We start from the raw sequence: 16,757 nt of genomic DNA on the forward strand, positions 1-16,757 counted from the left end.
CCGGTGGCGCCCTGAGCTGCTCGGGGCCGCTCAGGCCGCTCTGATGTGCGGATGACCTGCGGGCGCTTGCGTATCCGCCCGGGCGCGGAGCGTGATCAGGGTCCATGGGGCGAGTGGCGGTGACGGGATCGGTGCACGGGATCGGTGGCCCGATCGGTGGCGGGACTGGCGGCGTATCCCGATGCGGCCGCAGGCTGTCAGTGCGGCGGCCTAGACTCGTAAAGCGATGAGCAGCCTCTTTGACGACAGCTTCCTGGCGGACCTCCAGCCCACGGCTGACGAGCACCCGCCGCCGCCCGAGGAATCGACTCCGGAGCAGATTCCGGACGACCTCTTCCAGGGCACGTTCGACGTGCCCCCGGCCCGGGACCCGTACCACCGTGACGGCGCCCCGCGCACCGTCGTGGATCCCGTCGCCCTGCTCGAGGGGCTGAACGAGCAGCAGCGCGCCGCCGTCGTGCACACCGGGTCGCCGCTGCTCATCGTGGCCGGGGCCGGGTCCGGCAAGACCCGTGTCCTGACCCACCGGATCGCGCATCTGCTGGGGACCCGCAGTGTCCACCCCGGCCAGATACTGGCGATCACCTTCACCAACAAGGCCGCCGGCGAGATGAAGGAGCGCGTCGAGCAGCTGGTCGGCCCGCGCGCCAACGCCATGTGGGTGATGACCTTCCACAGTGCGTGCGTCCGCATTCTGCGCCGGGAGTCCAAGAGGCTCGGCTTCACCTCGTCGTTCTCGATCTACGACGCCGCCGACTCCAAGCGGCTCATGGCCCTGGTCTGCCGCGACCTGGACCTCGACCCCAAGAAGTTCCCTCCGAAGTCCTTCAGCGCGAAGATCTCCAATCTCAAGAACGAGCTGGTCGACGAGGAGACCTTCGCCGACCAGGCGGTCGACGGCTTCGAGAAGACGCTCGCCGAGGCGTACCGCATGTACCAGGCACGGCTGCGCGAGGCCAATGCCCTGGACTTCGACGACATCATCATGACCACCGTCCACCTGCTCCAGGCCTTCCCGGACGTCGCCGAGCACTACCGGCGCCGCTTCCGCCACGTCCTGGTGGACGAGTACCAGGACACCAACCACGCTCAGTACACACTCGTGCGCGAGCTGGTGGGCCCCCATGGCGGCGAGGGCGACGACCCGGCCGAGCTCTGCGTCGTCGGTGACGCCGACCAGTCGATCTACGCCTTCCGCGGCGCGACCATCCGCAACATCCTCCAGTTCGAGGAGGACTACCCGGACGCGACGACGATCCTGCTGGAGCAGAACTACCGCTCGACGCAGACGATCCTCTCCGCCGCCAACGCCGTCATCGAGCGGAACGAAAGCCGCCGTCCCAAGAACCTGTGGACGAACGCCGGCGCGGGTGCGCAGATCACCGGCTATGTGGCGGACACCGAGCACGATGAGGCCCAGTTCGTCGCCGACGAGATCGACCGGCTGACGGACGCGGGCGACGCGAAGGCCGGCGACGTCGCCATCTTCTACCGTACGAATGCCCAGTCCCGTGTCTTCGAAGAGATCTTCATCCGGGTCGGGCTGCCGTACAAGGTCGTCGGCGGAGTGCGCTTCTACGAGCGCAAGGAGGTCCGGGACGTCCTCGCGTATCTGCGTGTCCTCGCGAACCCCGAGGACACGGTTCCACTGCGCCGGATCCTCAATGTCCCCAAGCGCGGCATCGGCGACCGCGCGGAGGCGATGATCGACGCGCTCTCGCTGCGCGAGAAGATCACCTTCCCGCAGGCGCTGCGACGCGTGGACGAGGCGTACGGCATGGCGGCCCGCTCCGCGAACGCCGTGAAGCGCTTCAACGTGCTGATGGAGGAGCTGCGCACGATCGTCGACTCGGGCGCCGGCCCCGCGGTGGTGCTGGAAGCCGTACTCGAACGGACCGGCTATCTCGCCGAGCTGCAGGCCTCGACCGACCCGCAGGACGAGACCCGCATCGAGAACCTTCAGGAACTGGCCGCTGTGGCACTCGAGTTCGAGCAGGAGCGCGGCGAGGAGGAGGGGACGGGGACACTCGCCGAATTCCTCGAGAAGGTGGCGCTGGTCGCCGACTCCGACCAGATCCCGGACGAGGACGAGGACGGCTCGGGTGTCATCACGCTGATGACGCTGCACACCGCCAAGGGCCTCGAGTTCCCCGTGGTGTTCCTGACGGGCATGGAGGACGGCGTCTTCCCGCACATGCGCGCGCTCGGCCAGTCGAAGGAGCTCGAGGAGGAGCGGCGGCTGGCGTACGTCGGCATTACGCGTGCCCGCGAGCGCCTGTATCTGACCCGCTCGTCGATGCGGAGTGCGTGGGGCCAGCCCTCGTACAACCCGCCGTCGCGGTTCCTTGAGGAGATCCCGGGCCACCACCTGGAGTGGAAGCGGACGGGGCCGATGGCCGCGCCCGCGGGGCCCACGTCGGGCATCTCGTCGTCGCTGTCGTCCTCGCGCGCGCGGTCGGGCGGGGCGGGCGGCGGTGCGTCGGGCTTCGCCACGCGGCGCGCGAGCGACAAGCCGGTGATCTCGCTGGTGGTCGGAGACCGGGTCACGCACGACCAGTTCGGCCTGGGGACCGTGGTGGAGGTGACGGGGTCGGGCGCGGACGGGCAGGCGACGATCGACTTCGGGGACACCAAGCCGAAGCGCCTGCTGCTGCGGTACGCGCCGGTCGAGAAGCTCTGAGGTTCGGTTCCTGCGCCCGGGCCCGTTCCGCCGGGCCGGGCGCGGGCCGGATCGAGGTCTGCTGCGTCGGGTCGGCGTAGGGGCGGCCCGCTGTGTCGGGGTCGGCCGAGGGGGCTGCTGTGTCGGGGTCGGCCGAGGGGGCCGCTGCGTCGGATCGGCCGAGGGGGCCGCTACGTCGGGTTGAGGCCGTGGCTGCGAAGCCAGGGGAGCGGGTCGATCGCCGAGCCGCCGCCGGGTCGTACCTCGAAGTGGAGGTGCGGTCCGGTGGAGTTACCGGAATTGCCGGAGTACGCGATGACGTCGCCGGCCTTGACCGAACCGGAGCGGATCTTGGTGCTGCTGAGGTGGCAGTACCAGGTCTCGGTGCCGTCGGCGGCGGTCACGATGGCCATGTTGCCGTAGGCGCTGTTCCACTGCGTACGGACGGTGCCGTCGGTCGCCGCCATGACCTCGGTGCCGTACGACACGGGGAAGTCGATGCCGGTGTGGACGGACATCCAGTTGACGCCGGCCTGGCCGTAGTACGCGCTGAGGCCGTCCTGCTTCACCGGCAGCATGAACTTGGGGCGAAGTGCCTCGCGGCGCTCGGCCTCTTCCTCGCGCTTCTTCTTCTCCGCCGCCTGGCGCGCCTTCAGATCGATGCGCTCCTGGGTGCGGGAGGCGCGGTCGCCGAAGTCGCGGGCGTCGGCGCTGAGGTTGGCGAGCTGGGTGTCCATCTTGTTGTTCGCCGCGACCGGCTTGACGGAGGCCGGATCGGCGGCCGCCAGGCTGGTCGTCTCGTCCTTGGTCTCGCCGCCAGTGGCGCCGAGACCACCGACGGAGGCGGCGGCGATGCCGGCGACGCCCATCACGCAGGCCGAGGGCACGGCGACGGTGAGGAGGGCCGAGCGCTTGGCTGGGGTACGGCGTCGGCCGCGGCTTCCGCCGGAACGGCGGACCGGCCGGGGAGTGACAGGGACGGCGGCGGTGAGGAGCTCCACCTCGGGGCCCGAATCGGCCTCGGGTTCCGGTTCGGATTCCGGTTCGTGCTCCGCCGCGCTCTCGTACTCGAACTCGTACTCGTTCTGGCACTCGTTCTGGTACTCGAACTCGGGCTGAGGATCTGCCTGAAGGTCCGTGCCCTGGAACTCCGCCGCGCTCTCGTACCCGGCGTCGGCCACGAACTCGGTGCTGAACTCGGTGGTGAAGTCGGTTGCCGCGGACTCGGGAGAGGGGATGAACTCCTGCTCCGGCGTGAACTGGTGCGGTACGACGGCTTCGTTGTACGCGGACTGGTAGCCGCTCTCCGCGCCCGAGTTCCAGGCGGTGGCGTCATACGCGCCGGTCTCGAAGGTGGGCGCCGCCCACTGTCCGGTCGTGTCGTACGCGAACGTTGCCGCGGCCGTCTCGTACTGGCCCGTCTGCGTCGTCTGGTTCCAGGCGTCGGCGTCCCACTGGCCAGTGGTGTCGTACTGCGGCTGTTGTGCCTGCTGAGTCGACTGTTCCTGCTGCGCGGCGTAGACGTCGGAGCCGGAGCCGGCGGTCTGGTGGGAACCGGTGCCCCACTGGCTCGCGTCGTACTGACCGCTGTGGCCCGCTTCGTAACTGCCCGGAAGGGCACCGAAGAGCGGGTCGGTGTCGAAGCTGCCAGTGGAGTACCCGTCGTATCCGACGTACCCGGCGTGGGCGTGCTGGTCGTTCACCAACTTCTCTCTCGCCTCGGCAGCAGGACCTGGGGTCTGGGGCCCCGGAAATACGAAGGGAGGGGTCCCAGAGGAAAGCAGTGGCCGCGACTGTACCCGGCGGTATGCGACGGCGACAATCTTCGGTTGGTTTTACGCAATCAGGAAACGGGCATTCGGCGGTCTTTCGGCGGACTGCGGGCACAGCCTTGGCCGTACGTTCGAAATATGTTCGACGGGCCGGGTGGGTGGAGCAACGGATCAGGCGACGGAGACGACTCCCGAGGCGCCTGCTGCCGACTCGCTCGACTCGAGCGCCTGCCGGATCCCGGCTGCGACGGCAGGGTGTACGGGAAGGGCCAGATGTCCGATTCCGCTCACGCGCACGTTCTGTGCGACGAGATCGGGGTGGTCGATGCAGGCCGTCTCGATCGGGATCATCAGCTGGTCGAGATCGCTCCAGAAACTCACGAACCGGGTGCGGCACCCGGGGGCGGGCCTGCGCAGCTCCTCGATCACGGCGGAGCCCGGGCGCATCTGGCGCACGATGGGGTGCGCGCTGGCGAGCGGGGCGACCGTGGTGCCGGAGTGCGGGGTGCCGAGGGTGACCAGGGTGCGCACCCGCTGATCGCCGCCGAGTCGCTGTACGTAATAGCGCGCGATCAGGCCGCCGAGGCTGTGCCCGACGATGTCGACCTCTCGGTGGCCCGTACGCGTACAGATCTCCTCGATGTGCCTGCCGAGCAGCTCGGCGGCGGTACGGATGTCGCACGTGAGGGGGGAGTAGTTCAGGCACTCGAGGTGGCGCCAGCCGTGCCGGGCGAGGGAGCGGCGGAGCAGTACGAAGACGGAGCGGTTGTCGACGAAGCCGTGTAGCAGTACGACGGGAGGGTGGGCCGGGCTGCCGGTCGGCAGGGTGGTGGTGTCGGCAGGCACGGCCTCGTGGAGCGGGGACGCGCGGCGCTCCGGACTCGGACTCGGACTCGGACTCGGGTTGAGGCTCGGGTTCGGGTTCGGTTGCGGGCGGCCGGGGCCGCGGCGCTCGGAGGCGAGGCCGGAAGGGTAGAGAAGCAGGTGCCCGGCGAGAATTGCCAGCTCGAGGGCGGTGGCCCGCAGCAGCACGGCGGAGAGTCTCAGGTCTCGGGCAGGGCGCAGGCACTGTGGAATGAAGGGAAGAACCTTCATGGCCGACCTCCGAACGGCACCGCGGAGACGGCTCCGTCCCCCGTGCCCTCATGGGTGCCACTCAGGCCGTGGCCAGCCCTGCGCCCGATTCCGGGCCAATGCGGGCGGTGCCGCACCACCGTGCCGCGCGGCTGACGGCACGGTGGTACGACCACCTGTAGCGGCTCCCTTGCGACGGACCACACCGCGGCTTGTCTGCCGCCCGGTGCGGGTACGACGCATAGCGAACATGTCCCACGTGTGATTTCCCCCTCGCTATCCACCGTGAAACGGCGGGTTGCGGGATGCTGGAGATAACGTTCGTTCACTCGCCCCGGATCTGATGGATGCGGGGACCCGTGCCCATGGCGGCGCAGTCGGTAGGTGGAGGCAGTGATGGGTGTGACTGGTCCGATCCGCGTGGTGGTGGCCAAGCCGGGTCTCGACGGCCACGATCGCGGGGCCAAGGTGATCGCGCGGGCGCTGCGCGACGCGGGCATGGAGGTCATTTACACCGGGCTCCACCAGACTCCCGAGCAGATCGTGGACACGGCGATCCAGGAGGACGCCGACGCGATCGGCCTCTCGATCCTCTCCGGCGCGCACAACACGCTCTTCGCGAAGGTGATCGAGCTGCTCAAGGAGCGCGACGCGGACGACATCAAGGTCTTCGGCGGCGGCATCATCCCGGAGGCGGACATCGCTCCGCTGAAGGAGAAGGGTGTCGCGGAGATCTTCACCCCGGGCGCGACGACGGTCTCGATCGTCGAGTGGGTCAACGCGAACGTCCGCCAGCCCGCGGGAGCGTAGCCCCGCCTCGAGCCGGGGGAGCCGAGCGCCCTGAGAAGCCGCCACCGGGACGCCCCGTGGTGAGGTCGGCGGGCTTCCCTGCCTCCGCCCTGCGCGGGCAGTCGGCACCACCCCGGCCTTGTGCGGCGGCCCGCATGTTCGGGACCGCCGCCGCTGATCTCGCCCGGAGCAACCCGCCACGGACCCGGCGGGCACAAGCATCACGCCGCTGCACGCACGGCACGGTGACCGTGCGCCCGCGCTTGTCCGCTGCGCGGTGAGGGGGCGTTGTGGTCGGCTGCCCCGGCGCCGTTTGCGCGGCCTACGGCGCGCCCGGGGGCCGTGCCCGGGAGCCGGGCTCAGCCGGTTTCGCCCGGAGCCATCAGTGCTGGAGTCATCAGTGGCGGACTCCGCCGGCACAACCGTCCCGTCCCGCCCCGCCCGGTACGGCGCGTGCTGGGTGCCCGTGCCCCGCGCTTCTTTCCGGATGCCCCCCGCCCGCTGCGCGGCCCACGGCGTGAGGCCAGGGGCCCTGGCGTGAGGCCGGGACCGTCCCTGCCGGGTTCGCGGGCTGTCCACAGGGCCCGCGGCGTGCAAGCCGGCGCCCGGGGGCTGGGGCGTCAGCCCCCCGCTTCGGGGAGGGGCGGGACGGGGGAAGCACCCCCCAGCTCCACCCGCATCGCCGCCCGCAGCCTCAGCGTCGACACCAACCGCTGAAACGCCTCGGACCAGTAACCCCCCGCCCCCGGTGACGCCCCCTCCGTTTCGTCCGGTGTTGCCGTGAGGATCTCCAGGCGGCCGGCCTCGCTCGGGTCCAGGCAGCGTTCCGCCAGGCCCATCACACCGCTGAAGCTCCACGGGTAACTCCCCGCGTCCCGCGCGATGTCGAGCGCGTCGACCACCGCCCGGCCGAGCGGCTCCGCCCACGGCACCGCGCAGACCCCGAGCAGCTGGAACGCCTCCGACAGCCCGTGAGCCGCGATGAACTCCGCGACCCAGTCGGCCCGTTCGTCGTCCGGCAACGTGGCCAGCAGCTTTGCCCGCTCGGCCAGCGAGGTCGTACCGGGTCCGGTCGCCGGCGGGATGCCGGGCGCGCCGAGCAGGGCGCGGGACCACTCCGCGTCCCGCTGCCGCACTGCCGCCCGGCACCACGCCGCGTGCAGCTCGTCCCCCCAGTCGTCCACGACGGGCAGGCCGACGATTTCCTCGGCCGTACGCCCACCGAGCCGCCGCGGCCAGATGGACAGCGGGGTTGCCTCCACCAACTGGCCGAGCCACCAGGATCGTTCGCCGCGCCCGCCCGGCGGGCTCGGCACCACTCCGTCGCGCTGCATGTCCGCATCGCATTCGTGCGGCGCCTCCACGGCTATCGCCGCTTTCCCGCTGTCGGTGCCGTCGCGGTCGCCGCTGCGGTCCAGTCCGACGCACGACGCCGCCCGCGCCGCCATCCGCCCGGCGAGCGCTGAGTGCGGCAGCGCGGAGAGCAGCTCGGCCGCCGTGGCGCGGACATTACGGCTGCGGTCGGACAGCGCCTGCTCCAGGAACGGCTCGTCCGCGTCGGACAGTCCGGCCCGCAGTGAGTCGAGGAACATCAACCGGTCCTCGGCCCGCTCCGTGGCCCAGCTCGCGGCCAGCAGCGCGAGTGCAGCGCCCGCATCCTGCGCCCGTACGGCCGCCAGCAGCGCGACCCGTTCCGCGAACAGCCCCTCCTCCCACAGGCGCCGGACAGCTTCCGCGTCGCCCACGTCCGGCAGCAGGGAGCCGCCGGACGCGCCGCGCAGCGCGTATTTCCACTCCGGGTTGAGCCGGGCCAGCCACAGCCCGCGGGGTCCGGCGAAGGCGAGGGCCTGCGGCCGCAGATCGGTACGGGCCCGGGCGGCGTCCAGCAGGGCGGGCAGTACGGACGGCGGTGCCTGGTAACCGCGTTCGTTGGCCGCGGCCAGCCACTGGGGGAGCAGCTCGGTCAGATCGGGTGCCGCACTCCGCCGGCCGCCGGTGTTCGACGGTGCGGACCGGTCGGCCAGCAGCTGGCCGAGCCGGCGCCTGGCGGCGGCCGGCAGCCGGGGGCGGGCATCGTGCGGCGCGGGCTCCGGCCGGTCGGCGGCCGGCGCGGGCAGCAGTCCTGCCCTGCGCCGTACGGTGTGCAGCGCCGCGGCGTCCAGCAGAGCGGCCGGCGCGTCCTTGCCCGGGGGCACGAGGTCGGTCGGCGGTGTGCGGCGGTCGGTGCCGAGAAGCGCCGAGGTGACGAGCTCTTCCCAGGGCGAGGTGCTGGTGGTGCTGGTCATGACGTCCTCCGTACGTTCAGATGAGCGGGACCGTCTCGGACGCGTCCTCCGGCCAGGCCGCGAGCGGGGTGAAGCCCTGGTGGCCGCACTCGCCGAAGACGGTGACCGGGCGGCCGCCCGAGAGCGCCGCGAGCCTCCACAGCCCCGGGCGGGAGAGTGCGGCGGGGGCGATGGGCAGCGCGGACTTGCCGTCCGCATCGGCCAGTTGCCAGCCGTCACCGGCCGGGACGGGTATGACGCCGCTGAGCGTCACCGGCCAGGAGTCCAGCCAGGGGTCGTCCCGCAAGGCCTGTCCGTATGCCTCCACGGCAGCCTCGGGCGGTCCCCCCGGCGGCGGCGCCCCGATCGGAACGGGGGCGCCGAACTGCCCACCCAGGTCCGCCCGCAGTTGCCCCGCGCCCGCGTACGGAGTGAGCTCGGCGTCGATCATCAGCCCCACCGGCAGCGCCAGTTGCGGTGAACGGCCCGCCACCCCGAACGCCAGCAGCAGTGCCGTGCGCCCGGATTCCCGCCCGTACAGCCAGATTCGGCGGGTGGTGATCTTGCCGTCGGAGGAGTCGTACTGGGCCAGGATCAGCCAGTGGTCCCGGATCGGCGCGCCCTCGGCGGGCTGGGTGAGGCCGACCCTGGTGCGGACCGTCGCGGCCAGCGGCTCCGGCAGCCGGTCGATCCCGAGCCACGCCGAGTCCAGCAGATGGATCAGCGCGCACTCCTCCAGCAGCCGCACCGGCCAGCCGGGCCCGGAGCCCGGTATCGCCCCCAGTTCCCGTACCCGGCCCGCCAGTCCCGGCGCCTGGGCGTCGACCATGCGGGCCGCGGTCTCCTCCCACAGCCCGTACCCCGCCTGCTCGGCCGCCGCCAGGCCGCCGCGCAACAGATCCGCCAGCCGCTGCTCCAGCTCCGTGGCCCCGGCGGTGATCCGCCCCGCCCGGCGCTCGGCCCGGCGCCGGGCCGCCTCCGGGTCGGCGGTCTTCGCGGACGCTCCCGCGTCGCCCTGTTCCTTGTCCGTGGCGCGCTTCCTGCGCCCCTCCAGCCACTCCTCGGCCCAGTCCGGCGTGGCGGAGTCCTGCAGGGCCTCCTCGTCCGTCGCCCAGAGCAGCAGCAGCCCCAGCGCGTGCTTGCACGGGAACTTCCGGCTCGGGCAACTGCACTTGTAGGCCGGGCCCGTAGTGTCGATGACGGTTTGGTACGGCTTGCTGCCCGAGCCCTTGCACAGGCCCCACACGGCCCCCGAGCCGCTGCTGCCCGCGCCGGACCACGGCCCGGCCGCACCCAGTTTGTTTCCCGCTCTGCGTGACGCATCGTCAGGAGCCAAGGCCAGCACCTGTTCCGACGTCCAGCGCACCCCCTGCTGATTCATGGTGAGGACGCTACGGGGCACCACTGACAATCAGCTCTGACGCGTAAATAGCAGCAGGTCAGGGTGGGTGTGGGCAGGACTGGGTGCCCGGTGGCCGTGGAGGGCTGCCGGGTGTTCGGGGCTGTCGGTCAGGCTGCGTTCTCCCTCGGGTTGAGGGTGACGGTGTAGCCGAGCTGGTTGAGCTGGGTGATGGCTCGGCGGGTGGCGCGTTCGGGGTCGCGTTGGGTGAAGTAGGTGCCGCCGAGTTCCTGGTAGGCGACGTTGTCGGTGAGCATGTGCCAGATCGCGGTGATGATCGAGTGCTCGACGGCGACCAGTGCCCGGAGCGGGCCGCGGCGGGCGGTCAGCCGCTTGTAACGGGCCTGCAGGTAGGTGTCCTTGGTTCTCACAGCGCCGAATGCCGCGAGGCCGAGGGCGCCTTTGAGATAGGGGTTGCCGGGCCGGACCTTCGTGTTCTTGGTACGGCCGGCGGACTCGTGGTGGCCGGGGCAGACCCCGGCCCAGGACGCGAGGTGTTTGGCGGAGGCGAACCGGGTCATGTCCCCGCCGGTCTCCGCGATGATCACTTCGGCGGTGGCCTGGTTGATGCCGGGGATGGTGTCGAGGAGGTCGAGGGCGCCACGAAAGGGGCCATCGCCTCCTCGATGCGTCCGGTGAGCTGGTCGATCATCGTGGTGAGCTGGTCGTACTGATCCAGATACAGTCGGGCCAGGAACGCGTGGTGCTCGCGGAACCGTCCGGTCAGGGCCTCGGTGAGTTCGGGGATCTTGTTGCGGAGCTTGCGTTTGGCCAGGTCCGCGAGGACCCGCGGGTCGGCTTCGCCGCGGATGAGGGCTTCGAGCATGGCCCGGCCGGAGACGCCCATGATGTCGGAGGCGACCGCGGAGAGTTTGATGCCGGTGTCCTCCAGGAGTTTCTCCAGCCGCTGGACCACACGGCCGCGTTCACGGGTGGCGGTGGTCCGGGCCCGGGTCAGGTCGCGCAGTTCGCGGACCGGCTCGGGCGGCACGAAGGAGGGCCTGACCAGGCCGTGGGCGCCGAGCTGGGCCAGCCAGGCCGCGTCCGAGACGTCCGTCTTGCGGCCGGGTAGGTTCTTGACCTGCCGCGCGTTGACCAGGACCACGTCCAGGCCCTCGGTCAGCACGTAGTAGAAGGGCTTCCAGTAGTCACTGGTCGCCTCGATCACTACCAGCGTCACCTGTGCGGCGAGCAGATGGTCCCGCAGATCCAGGACCGCGTTCGTCGTTGATCCCCACGTCGTGGTCTCGGTCGTGAAGGACCCCCGCCGCTTCGTACTCGGGGTGCGGACGCAGACCTTGGCGTCCTTCTTGCTGATGTCGAGGCCGGCGCAGCGTTCGTGCAGTACGTCCACGGCCTTGCTCCCTCCCTGGCGGACGGACCCGTCGTACGCCGTTCCGGGAGGACCAGGGTGGATCAGGAATTCTGACGCACGTGCTTCGCAGCAACACTCCACGGTTCCCGTGGACGGTCCCCAGCACCACGCTGACCTGCGAGCTCACCGGCATCACAGAGGCATCGGTTTCGGCCGGAACGAACCGCTCCAGCATCCCGGACCGGCATCAGCCCACGTCAGGGCAGACAGAAGCACCTCCGGCGCACGCCACGGCATTTACCACGCCCCCGGCGCGCACCGAAGGTGCGCTGGATCGCTGACCTGCGCTTTCGAGCCCCCGCGACAACTCCGCTCCATCCGCGCCGCCGTCTGCGCCGTTGCCGTCACCGGCCTCACGCTCGGCCTCTCCTCCTGCTCCGAGGCCGTCGACACCGTCGACAAGGCCACGAACGAGACGTACGAGGTCACGTACGAGGTCACCTGCAAGATCACGTACAAGGGCAAGGTCATCAAGGAGGAGAAGGGCCAGGGCCTGGTCACCGCCGCCGGCTGCATCGCCGTCTCCCCGATCGTGGAGTAACTCCCCGCGAAGCCTGGCTATTTAGGCTCTGACCTGCGGCAACGGTCGATTGTCAGTGGCATGGTGCACGGTGGATCCCACATCGGGTCGAACGATCTGGAGGGGGATCCATGACCGTGTCCGAAACCGCCACAGCGAGCACCGCGGCCACCGCAACCACCGCAGTCACCGGCGCCGACACCGAGGCCCTGCGGCCGCACGCCGAGGACGCTTTCGCCGACGAGCTCAAGGCGCTTGCCGCGGCCGACGACCGGCCGCGGCCTGTCAGATGGCAGCTGTCGCCCTGGGCCGTCGCCACCTATCTGCTCGGCGGCACCCTGCCCGACGGGACGGTGATCACGCCCAAGTACGTGGGGCCGCGCCGGATCGTCGAGGTCGCCGTCACCACACTCGCCACCGATCGGGCGCTGCTGCTCCTCGGTGTGCCGGGCACCGCCAAGACCTGGGTCTCCGAGCATCTCGCCGCGGCCGTCAGCGGTGACTCCACCCTGCTCGTGCAGGGCACCGCGGGCACGCCCGAGGAGGCCATCCGCTACGGCTGGAACTACGCCCAGTTGCTCGCCCATGGCCCCAGCCGCGACGCGCTGGTGCCCAGTCCTGTCATGCGCGCCATGTCCGAGGGAATGACGGCGCGGGTCGAGGAACTCACCCGTATCCCGGCCGACGTACAGGACTCACTGATCACGATCCTGTCCGAGAAGACGCTGCCCGTCCCGGAGCTGGGGCAGGAGGTGCAGGCCGTCCGCGGCTTCAATCTCATCGCCACCGCCAACGACCGTGACCGCGGGGTCAACGACCTCTCCAGCGCGCTGCGCCGCCGCTTCAACACGGTCGTACTGCCGCTGCCGGCCACGCCGGAGGCCGAGGTCGACATCGTGTCGCGGCGCGTCGACCAGATCGGGCGCTCGCTCGATCTGCCGGCCGTACCGGAGGGCCTCGAGGAGATTCGCCGTGTGGTCACCGTCTTCCGGGAGCTGCGGGACGGTATCTCGACCGACGGCCGCACCAAGCTCAAGTCGCCCTCGGGGACGCTCTCCACGGCCGAGGCGATCTCCGTCGTCACGGGCGGCCTCGCCCTCGCCGCGCACTTCGGTGACGGCGTGCTGCGCTCCGGCGATGTCGCGGCCGGGATTCTCGGCGCCGTCGTCCGCGACCCGGCGGCGGACCGTGTGATCTGGCAGGAGTACCTGGAAACGGTGGTCCGCGAGCGGGACGGCTGGAAGGACTTCTACCGCGCCTGCCGCGAGGTGAGCGCATGACCGGCCCCCTGCTGCTCGGTGTCCGCCACCACGGGCCGGGCTCGGCGCGGGCGGTGCGGGCCGCGCTGGAGGCGGCGTCGCCCCCGGCCGTGCTGATCGAGGGACCGCCGGAAGGGGACGCGCTGATCGCGCTCGCCGCGGACGAGCAGATGCGCCCGCCGGTCGCGCTGCTCGCCCACGCGGTGGACGACCCGAGCCGGGCGGCGTTCTGGCCGCTGGCCGAGTTCTCCCCGGAGTGGGTCGCCATCCGCTGGGCGCTCGGCCGCGGAGTCCCGGTGCGGTTCATCGACCTGCCGGCGGCGCATTCGCTGGCGCAGACCGCGCAGGCCGCGCACAAGGAGACGGTGGGCGCGCCGGGGCTGCCGCGAGACCCGCTGGGAGAAGCGCCGGATTCGCCCGCCCGGGGCGGTGGTTCGGGAGAGGGCGAGGGCAGCGAGGACGAAGCGGCAGGGGCAGCCGGGCACGGCGGGGGCGAGGGGAAGCCCGACGTGGGCGGGTTGCGGATCGATCCCATCGCCGTGCTTGCCGAAGCCGCCGGGTACGACGACCCCGAGCGGTGGTGGGAGGACGTCGTCGAGCATCGCGGCGCGGGGGACGACGCTGCGGATCCGTGTGCTCCGTTCGCGGCGCTCGGGGAGGCCATGGCCGCGCTGCGCGAGACGTACGGACACGGCGGGCACGACCGCGATCTCATCCGCGAAGCCCATATGCGGCTTCAACTGCGCGCAGCGAGCAAGGAGTTCGGGGACGGCGTCGCAGTCGTCTGCGGCGCGTGGCATGTGCCCGCGCTCGAGGAGAGGACCACCGTCGCCGCCGACAAGGCCCTCCTCAAAGGCCTGCCCAAGGTCAAGACCGAGATGACCTGGGTGCCCTGGACGCATCGCAGGCTCGCCCGGCACAGCGGTTACGGCGCGGGCATCGACTCTCCCGGCTGGTACGGGCATCTCTTCGGCGCGACCGACCGCCCCGTCGAGCGCTGGATGACCAAGGTCGCGGGTCTCCTGCGGGACGAGGACCGGATGGTCTCGTCCGCGCATGTCATCGAGGCCGTCCGCCTCGCCGAGACCCTCGCCGCCATGCGCGGCCGGCCCCTCGCCGGACTGACCGAGACGACCGACGCCATACGGGCCGTGATGTGCGAGGGCTCCGATGTGCCGCTCGATCTCATCCGGGACCGGCTCGTCGTCGGGGACGTGCTCGGCGAGGTGCCGGACGCCGCGCCCGCCGTGCCCCTCCAGCGCGATCTGACCCGGCTCCAGCGCAGTCTGCGGCTCAAGCCCGAAGCGCTGGAGCGCGAGTTGGAGCTCGACCTGCGCAAGGAGAGCGACGCGGCCAAGAGCCGGCTGCTGCACCGGCTGCGGCTGCTCTCGATCGGCTGGGGCGAACCCGTCACGGGGCGGGGGAGCACCGGTACGTTCCGCGAGAGCTGGCGACTGCGCTGGGAGCCGGAGCTTTTCGTCCGGGTCGCGGAGGCCGGGGTGTGGGGCACCACCGTGCTCTCCGCCGCCACGGCGAAGGCCGAGTCGAACGCCCTCTCCGTGAACGCCCTCGCCGAGGTGACCGCGCTCGCCGAGCAGTGCCTGCTGGCCGAACTGCCTGACGCGCTGCCCGTGGTGATGAGGGCCCTCGCCGACCGGGCCGCGCTCGACGCGGACGTCGGCCATCTCGCCCAGGCGCTGCCCGCCCTCGCCCGCTCCCTGCGGTACGGGGATGTGCGGTCCACGGACACGGCCGCGCTCGGGGAGGTCGCGGCCGGGCTCGCCGAACGCATCTGCGTCGGACTGCCGCCCGCGTGCACGGGACTCGACGCGGACGGCGCGGCCGAGATGCGGGGCCATCTGGACGGGGTGCACACCGCGATCGGGCTGCTGCCGAAAGCCCGGGAGCTGGGTCAGCGTTGGGGCTCGGTGCTGCTCCGGCTCGCGGACCGGGACACCGTGCCCGGGGTGATACGCGGCCGGGCCGCCCGGCTGCTGCTGGACGACGGGCGGCTCGAGGAGGACGAGGCCGCGCGGCTGATGGGACTCGCGCTCTCTCCCGGTACACCGCCCGCCGAGGCGGCGGCCTGGATCGAGGGGTTCGTCGGCGGCGCGTCCGGAGGGGGAATGCTCCTGGTCCACGACGAGCGCCTGCTCGGGCTCGTCGACGCCTGGCTCACCGGCGTGCCCCCGGACGCCTTCACGGACGTACTGCCGCTGCTGCGCCGCACGTTCTCCGCCTACGAGCCGGGTGTGCGGCGCACGCTGGGTGAGTTGGTCCGGCGAGGACCCGCCACCCCGTCCGGCCATGCGGCGCACGCCGAGTCCACGATGCCCGGCTTCGGCGCCGGCCTCGACGGGCCGCGGGCGGACGCGGTGCTGCCGGTGCTGCAGCTGCTGCTCGGAATCGACGACAACGACCTTGCGGGGGTGGCCCGATGACAGCGACCGAGTACGACGAGCGGCTGCGGCGGTGGCGACTGGTGCTCGGGGGCGAGGCCGCCGAGGGGACCGGCTGCGCGCTCTCCGGGACGGACGCGGCGATGGACGGAGCCCTGTCCGCCCTCTACGACACCGGCAAGAGCGGAACCGAGGGCCGTCGCGGCGGCAACCGCTCGGCCGGGCTCGGGGCGTCCGTGCCGTCCGTCGCGCGCTGGCTCGGCGACATCCGTACGTACTTCCCCAGCTCCGTCGTCCAGGTCATGCAGCGTGACGCGATCGAACGTCTCGGCCTCTCGACCCTGCTGCTCGAGCCGGAGATGCTGGAGGCCGTGGAGGCGGACGTCCATCTCGTCGGCACCCTGCTCTCGCTGAACAAGGCGATGCCGGAGACGACCAAGGAGACGGCCAGGGCTGTCGTACGCAAGGTCGTCGACGACCTCGAGAAGCGGCTCGCCACCCGTACCAGGTCCACCCTCACCGGGGCGCTCGACCGGTCGGCGAAGATAAACCGGCCGCGCCACCGCGACATCGACTGGGACCGCACGATCCGGGCCAACCTCAAGAACTACCTTCCCGAGTTCAACACCGTCGTGCCCGAGCGGCTCATCGGATACGGCAGGGCGTCCCAGTCGGTGAAGAAGGATGTGGTGCTCTGCATCGACCAGTCGGGGTCGATGGCGGCGTCCGTCGTCTACGCCTCCGTCTTCGGCGCGGTCCTGGCGTCGATGCGTTCCATCGCCACCCGCCTCGTCGTCTTCGACACCGCCGTCGTCGACCTGACCGACCAGCTCGACGACCCGGTCGACGTTCTTTTCGGCACCCAGCTCGGCGGCGGCACCGACATCAACAGGGCGCTCGCCTACTGCCAGTCGCAGATCACCCGTCCTGCCGACACCGTCGTCGTGCTGATCAGCGATCTGTACGAAGGCGGCATACGGGACGAGATGCTGAAGCGGGTCGCGGCGATGAAGGCATCGGGCGTGCAGTTCGTGGCGCTGCTGGCGCTCTCCGACGAGGGGACGCCGGCGTACGACCGCGAGCATGCGGCGGCTCTCGCGGCGCTGGGCGCACCGGCCTTCGCCTGCACGCCGGACCTCTTCCCGGACGTCATGGCAGCGGCAATCGAGAAGCGGCCCCTGCCCATACCGGACATGGCCACCCATCAGTAACGTAGGACTTGCGTCCCCCCGGGAGGCTCGTGCGAG

The 16,757-nt window shown here is 71.4% G+C and carries 10 protein-coding genes and 1 pseudogene; 6 read left to right on the forward strand and 5 right to left on the reverse strand.

Annotated features, from left to right (window positions below; all coding sequences use genetic code 11):
* Window positions 1-226: 226 nt before the first annotated feature.
* On the forward strand, window positions 227-2,680 hold the full coding sequence (gene pcrA, locus OG883_RS02700) for a DNA helicase PcrA (RefSeq protein WP_266534395.1): 2,454 nt from the start codon (window positions 227-229) through the stop codon (window positions 2,678-2,680).
* A gap of 170 nt (window positions 2,681-2,850) precedes the next feature.
* On the opposite strand, the gene OG883_RS02705 is transcribed toward pcrA, so the two are convergent.
* Both OG883_RS02705 and OG883_RS02710 read right to left on the reverse strand, forming a co-directional pair.
* Window positions 2,851-4,362: a M23 family metallopeptidase gene (locus OG883_RS02705; protein ID WP_266534398.1), complete on the reverse strand. Its 1,512-nt coding sequence runs from the start codon at window positions 4,360-4,362 to the stop codon at window positions 2,851-2,853.
* 240 nt (window positions 4,363-4,602) lie between these two features.
* Window positions 4,603-5,526, reverse strand: a complete 924-nt coding sequence (locus OG883_RS02710) for an alpha/beta fold hydrolase (protein WP_266534401.1) — start codon at window positions 5,524-5,526, stop codon at window positions 4,603-4,605.
* A 375-nt stretch (window positions 5,527-5,901) separates the two neighbouring features.
* Between OG883_RS02710 and OG883_RS02715 the strand changes: the two genes are divergently transcribed.
* The gene (locus tag OG883_RS02715; protein WP_266534404.1) at window positions 5,902-6,315 is read left to right on the forward strand and encodes a cobalamin B12-binding domain-containing protein; all 414 of its coding nucleotides are present in this window, start codon (window positions 5,902-5,904) and stop codon (window positions 6,313-6,315) included.
* 599 nt (window positions 6,316-6,914) lie between these two features.
* Here OG883_RS02715 and OG883_RS02720 read toward each other — a convergent pair.
* From OG883_RS02720 to OG883_RS02730, 3 genes and pseudogenes are all read right to left on the reverse strand, one after another.
* A complete protein-coding gene (locus OG883_RS02720; RefSeq protein ID WP_266534412.1) occupies window positions 6,915-8,579 on the reverse strand; it encodes a DUF5691 domain-containing protein in 1,665 nt (554 codons plus the stop codon).
* Window positions 8,580-8,595: 16 nt separating this feature from the next.
* Window positions 8,596-9,939, reverse strand: coding sequence for an SWIM zinc finger family protein (locus tag OG883_RS02725; RefSeq protein ID WP_266534415.1), 1,344 nt, complete (start codon window positions 9,937-9,939; stop codon window positions 8,596-8,598).
* Between the two features lie 128 nt (window positions 9,940-10,067).
* Window positions 10,068-11,311, reverse strand: a pseudogene (locus tag OG883_RS02730) (IS110 family transposase).
* A 298-nt stretch (window positions 11,312-11,609) separates the two neighbouring features.
* Between OG883_RS02730 and OG883_RS02735 the strand changes: the two are divergent.
* From OG883_RS02735 to OG883_RS02750, 4 genes are all read left to right on the forward strand, one after another.
* Window positions 11,610-11,873, forward strand: a complete 264-nt coding sequence (locus tag OG883_RS02735) for a hypothetical protein (protein ID WP_266541174.1) — start codon at window positions 11,610-11,612, stop codon at window positions 11,871-11,873.
* Window positions 11,874-11,983: 110 nt separating this feature from the next.
* A complete protein-coding gene (locus OG883_RS02740) occupies window positions 11,984-13,132 on the forward strand; it encodes an AAA family ATPase (protein WP_266534418.1) in 1,149 nt (382 codons plus the stop codon).
* On the forward strand, window positions 13,129-15,552 hold the full coding sequence (locus OG883_RS02745) for a DUF5682 family protein (RefSeq protein WP_266534421.1): 2,424 nt from the start codon (window positions 13,129-13,131) through the stop codon (window positions 15,550-15,552). Before OG883_RS02740 ends, OG883_RS02745 begins: the two co-directional genes overlap by 4 nt.
* Entirely contained in the window at window positions 15,549-16,721 is a 1,173-nt protein-coding gene (locus OG883_RS02750) for a VWA domain-containing protein (RefSeq protein WP_266534424.1), read from the forward strand. The genes OG883_RS02745 and OG883_RS02750 overlap by 4 nt, the downstream gene beginning before the upstream one ends.
* Window positions 16,722-16,757: the final 36 nt, after the last annotated feature.

Source organism: Streptomyces sp. NBC_01142, assembly GCF_026341125.1.
Taxonomy (GTDB): Bacteria; Actinomycetota; Actinomycetes; order Streptomycetales; family Streptomycetaceae; genus Streptomyces.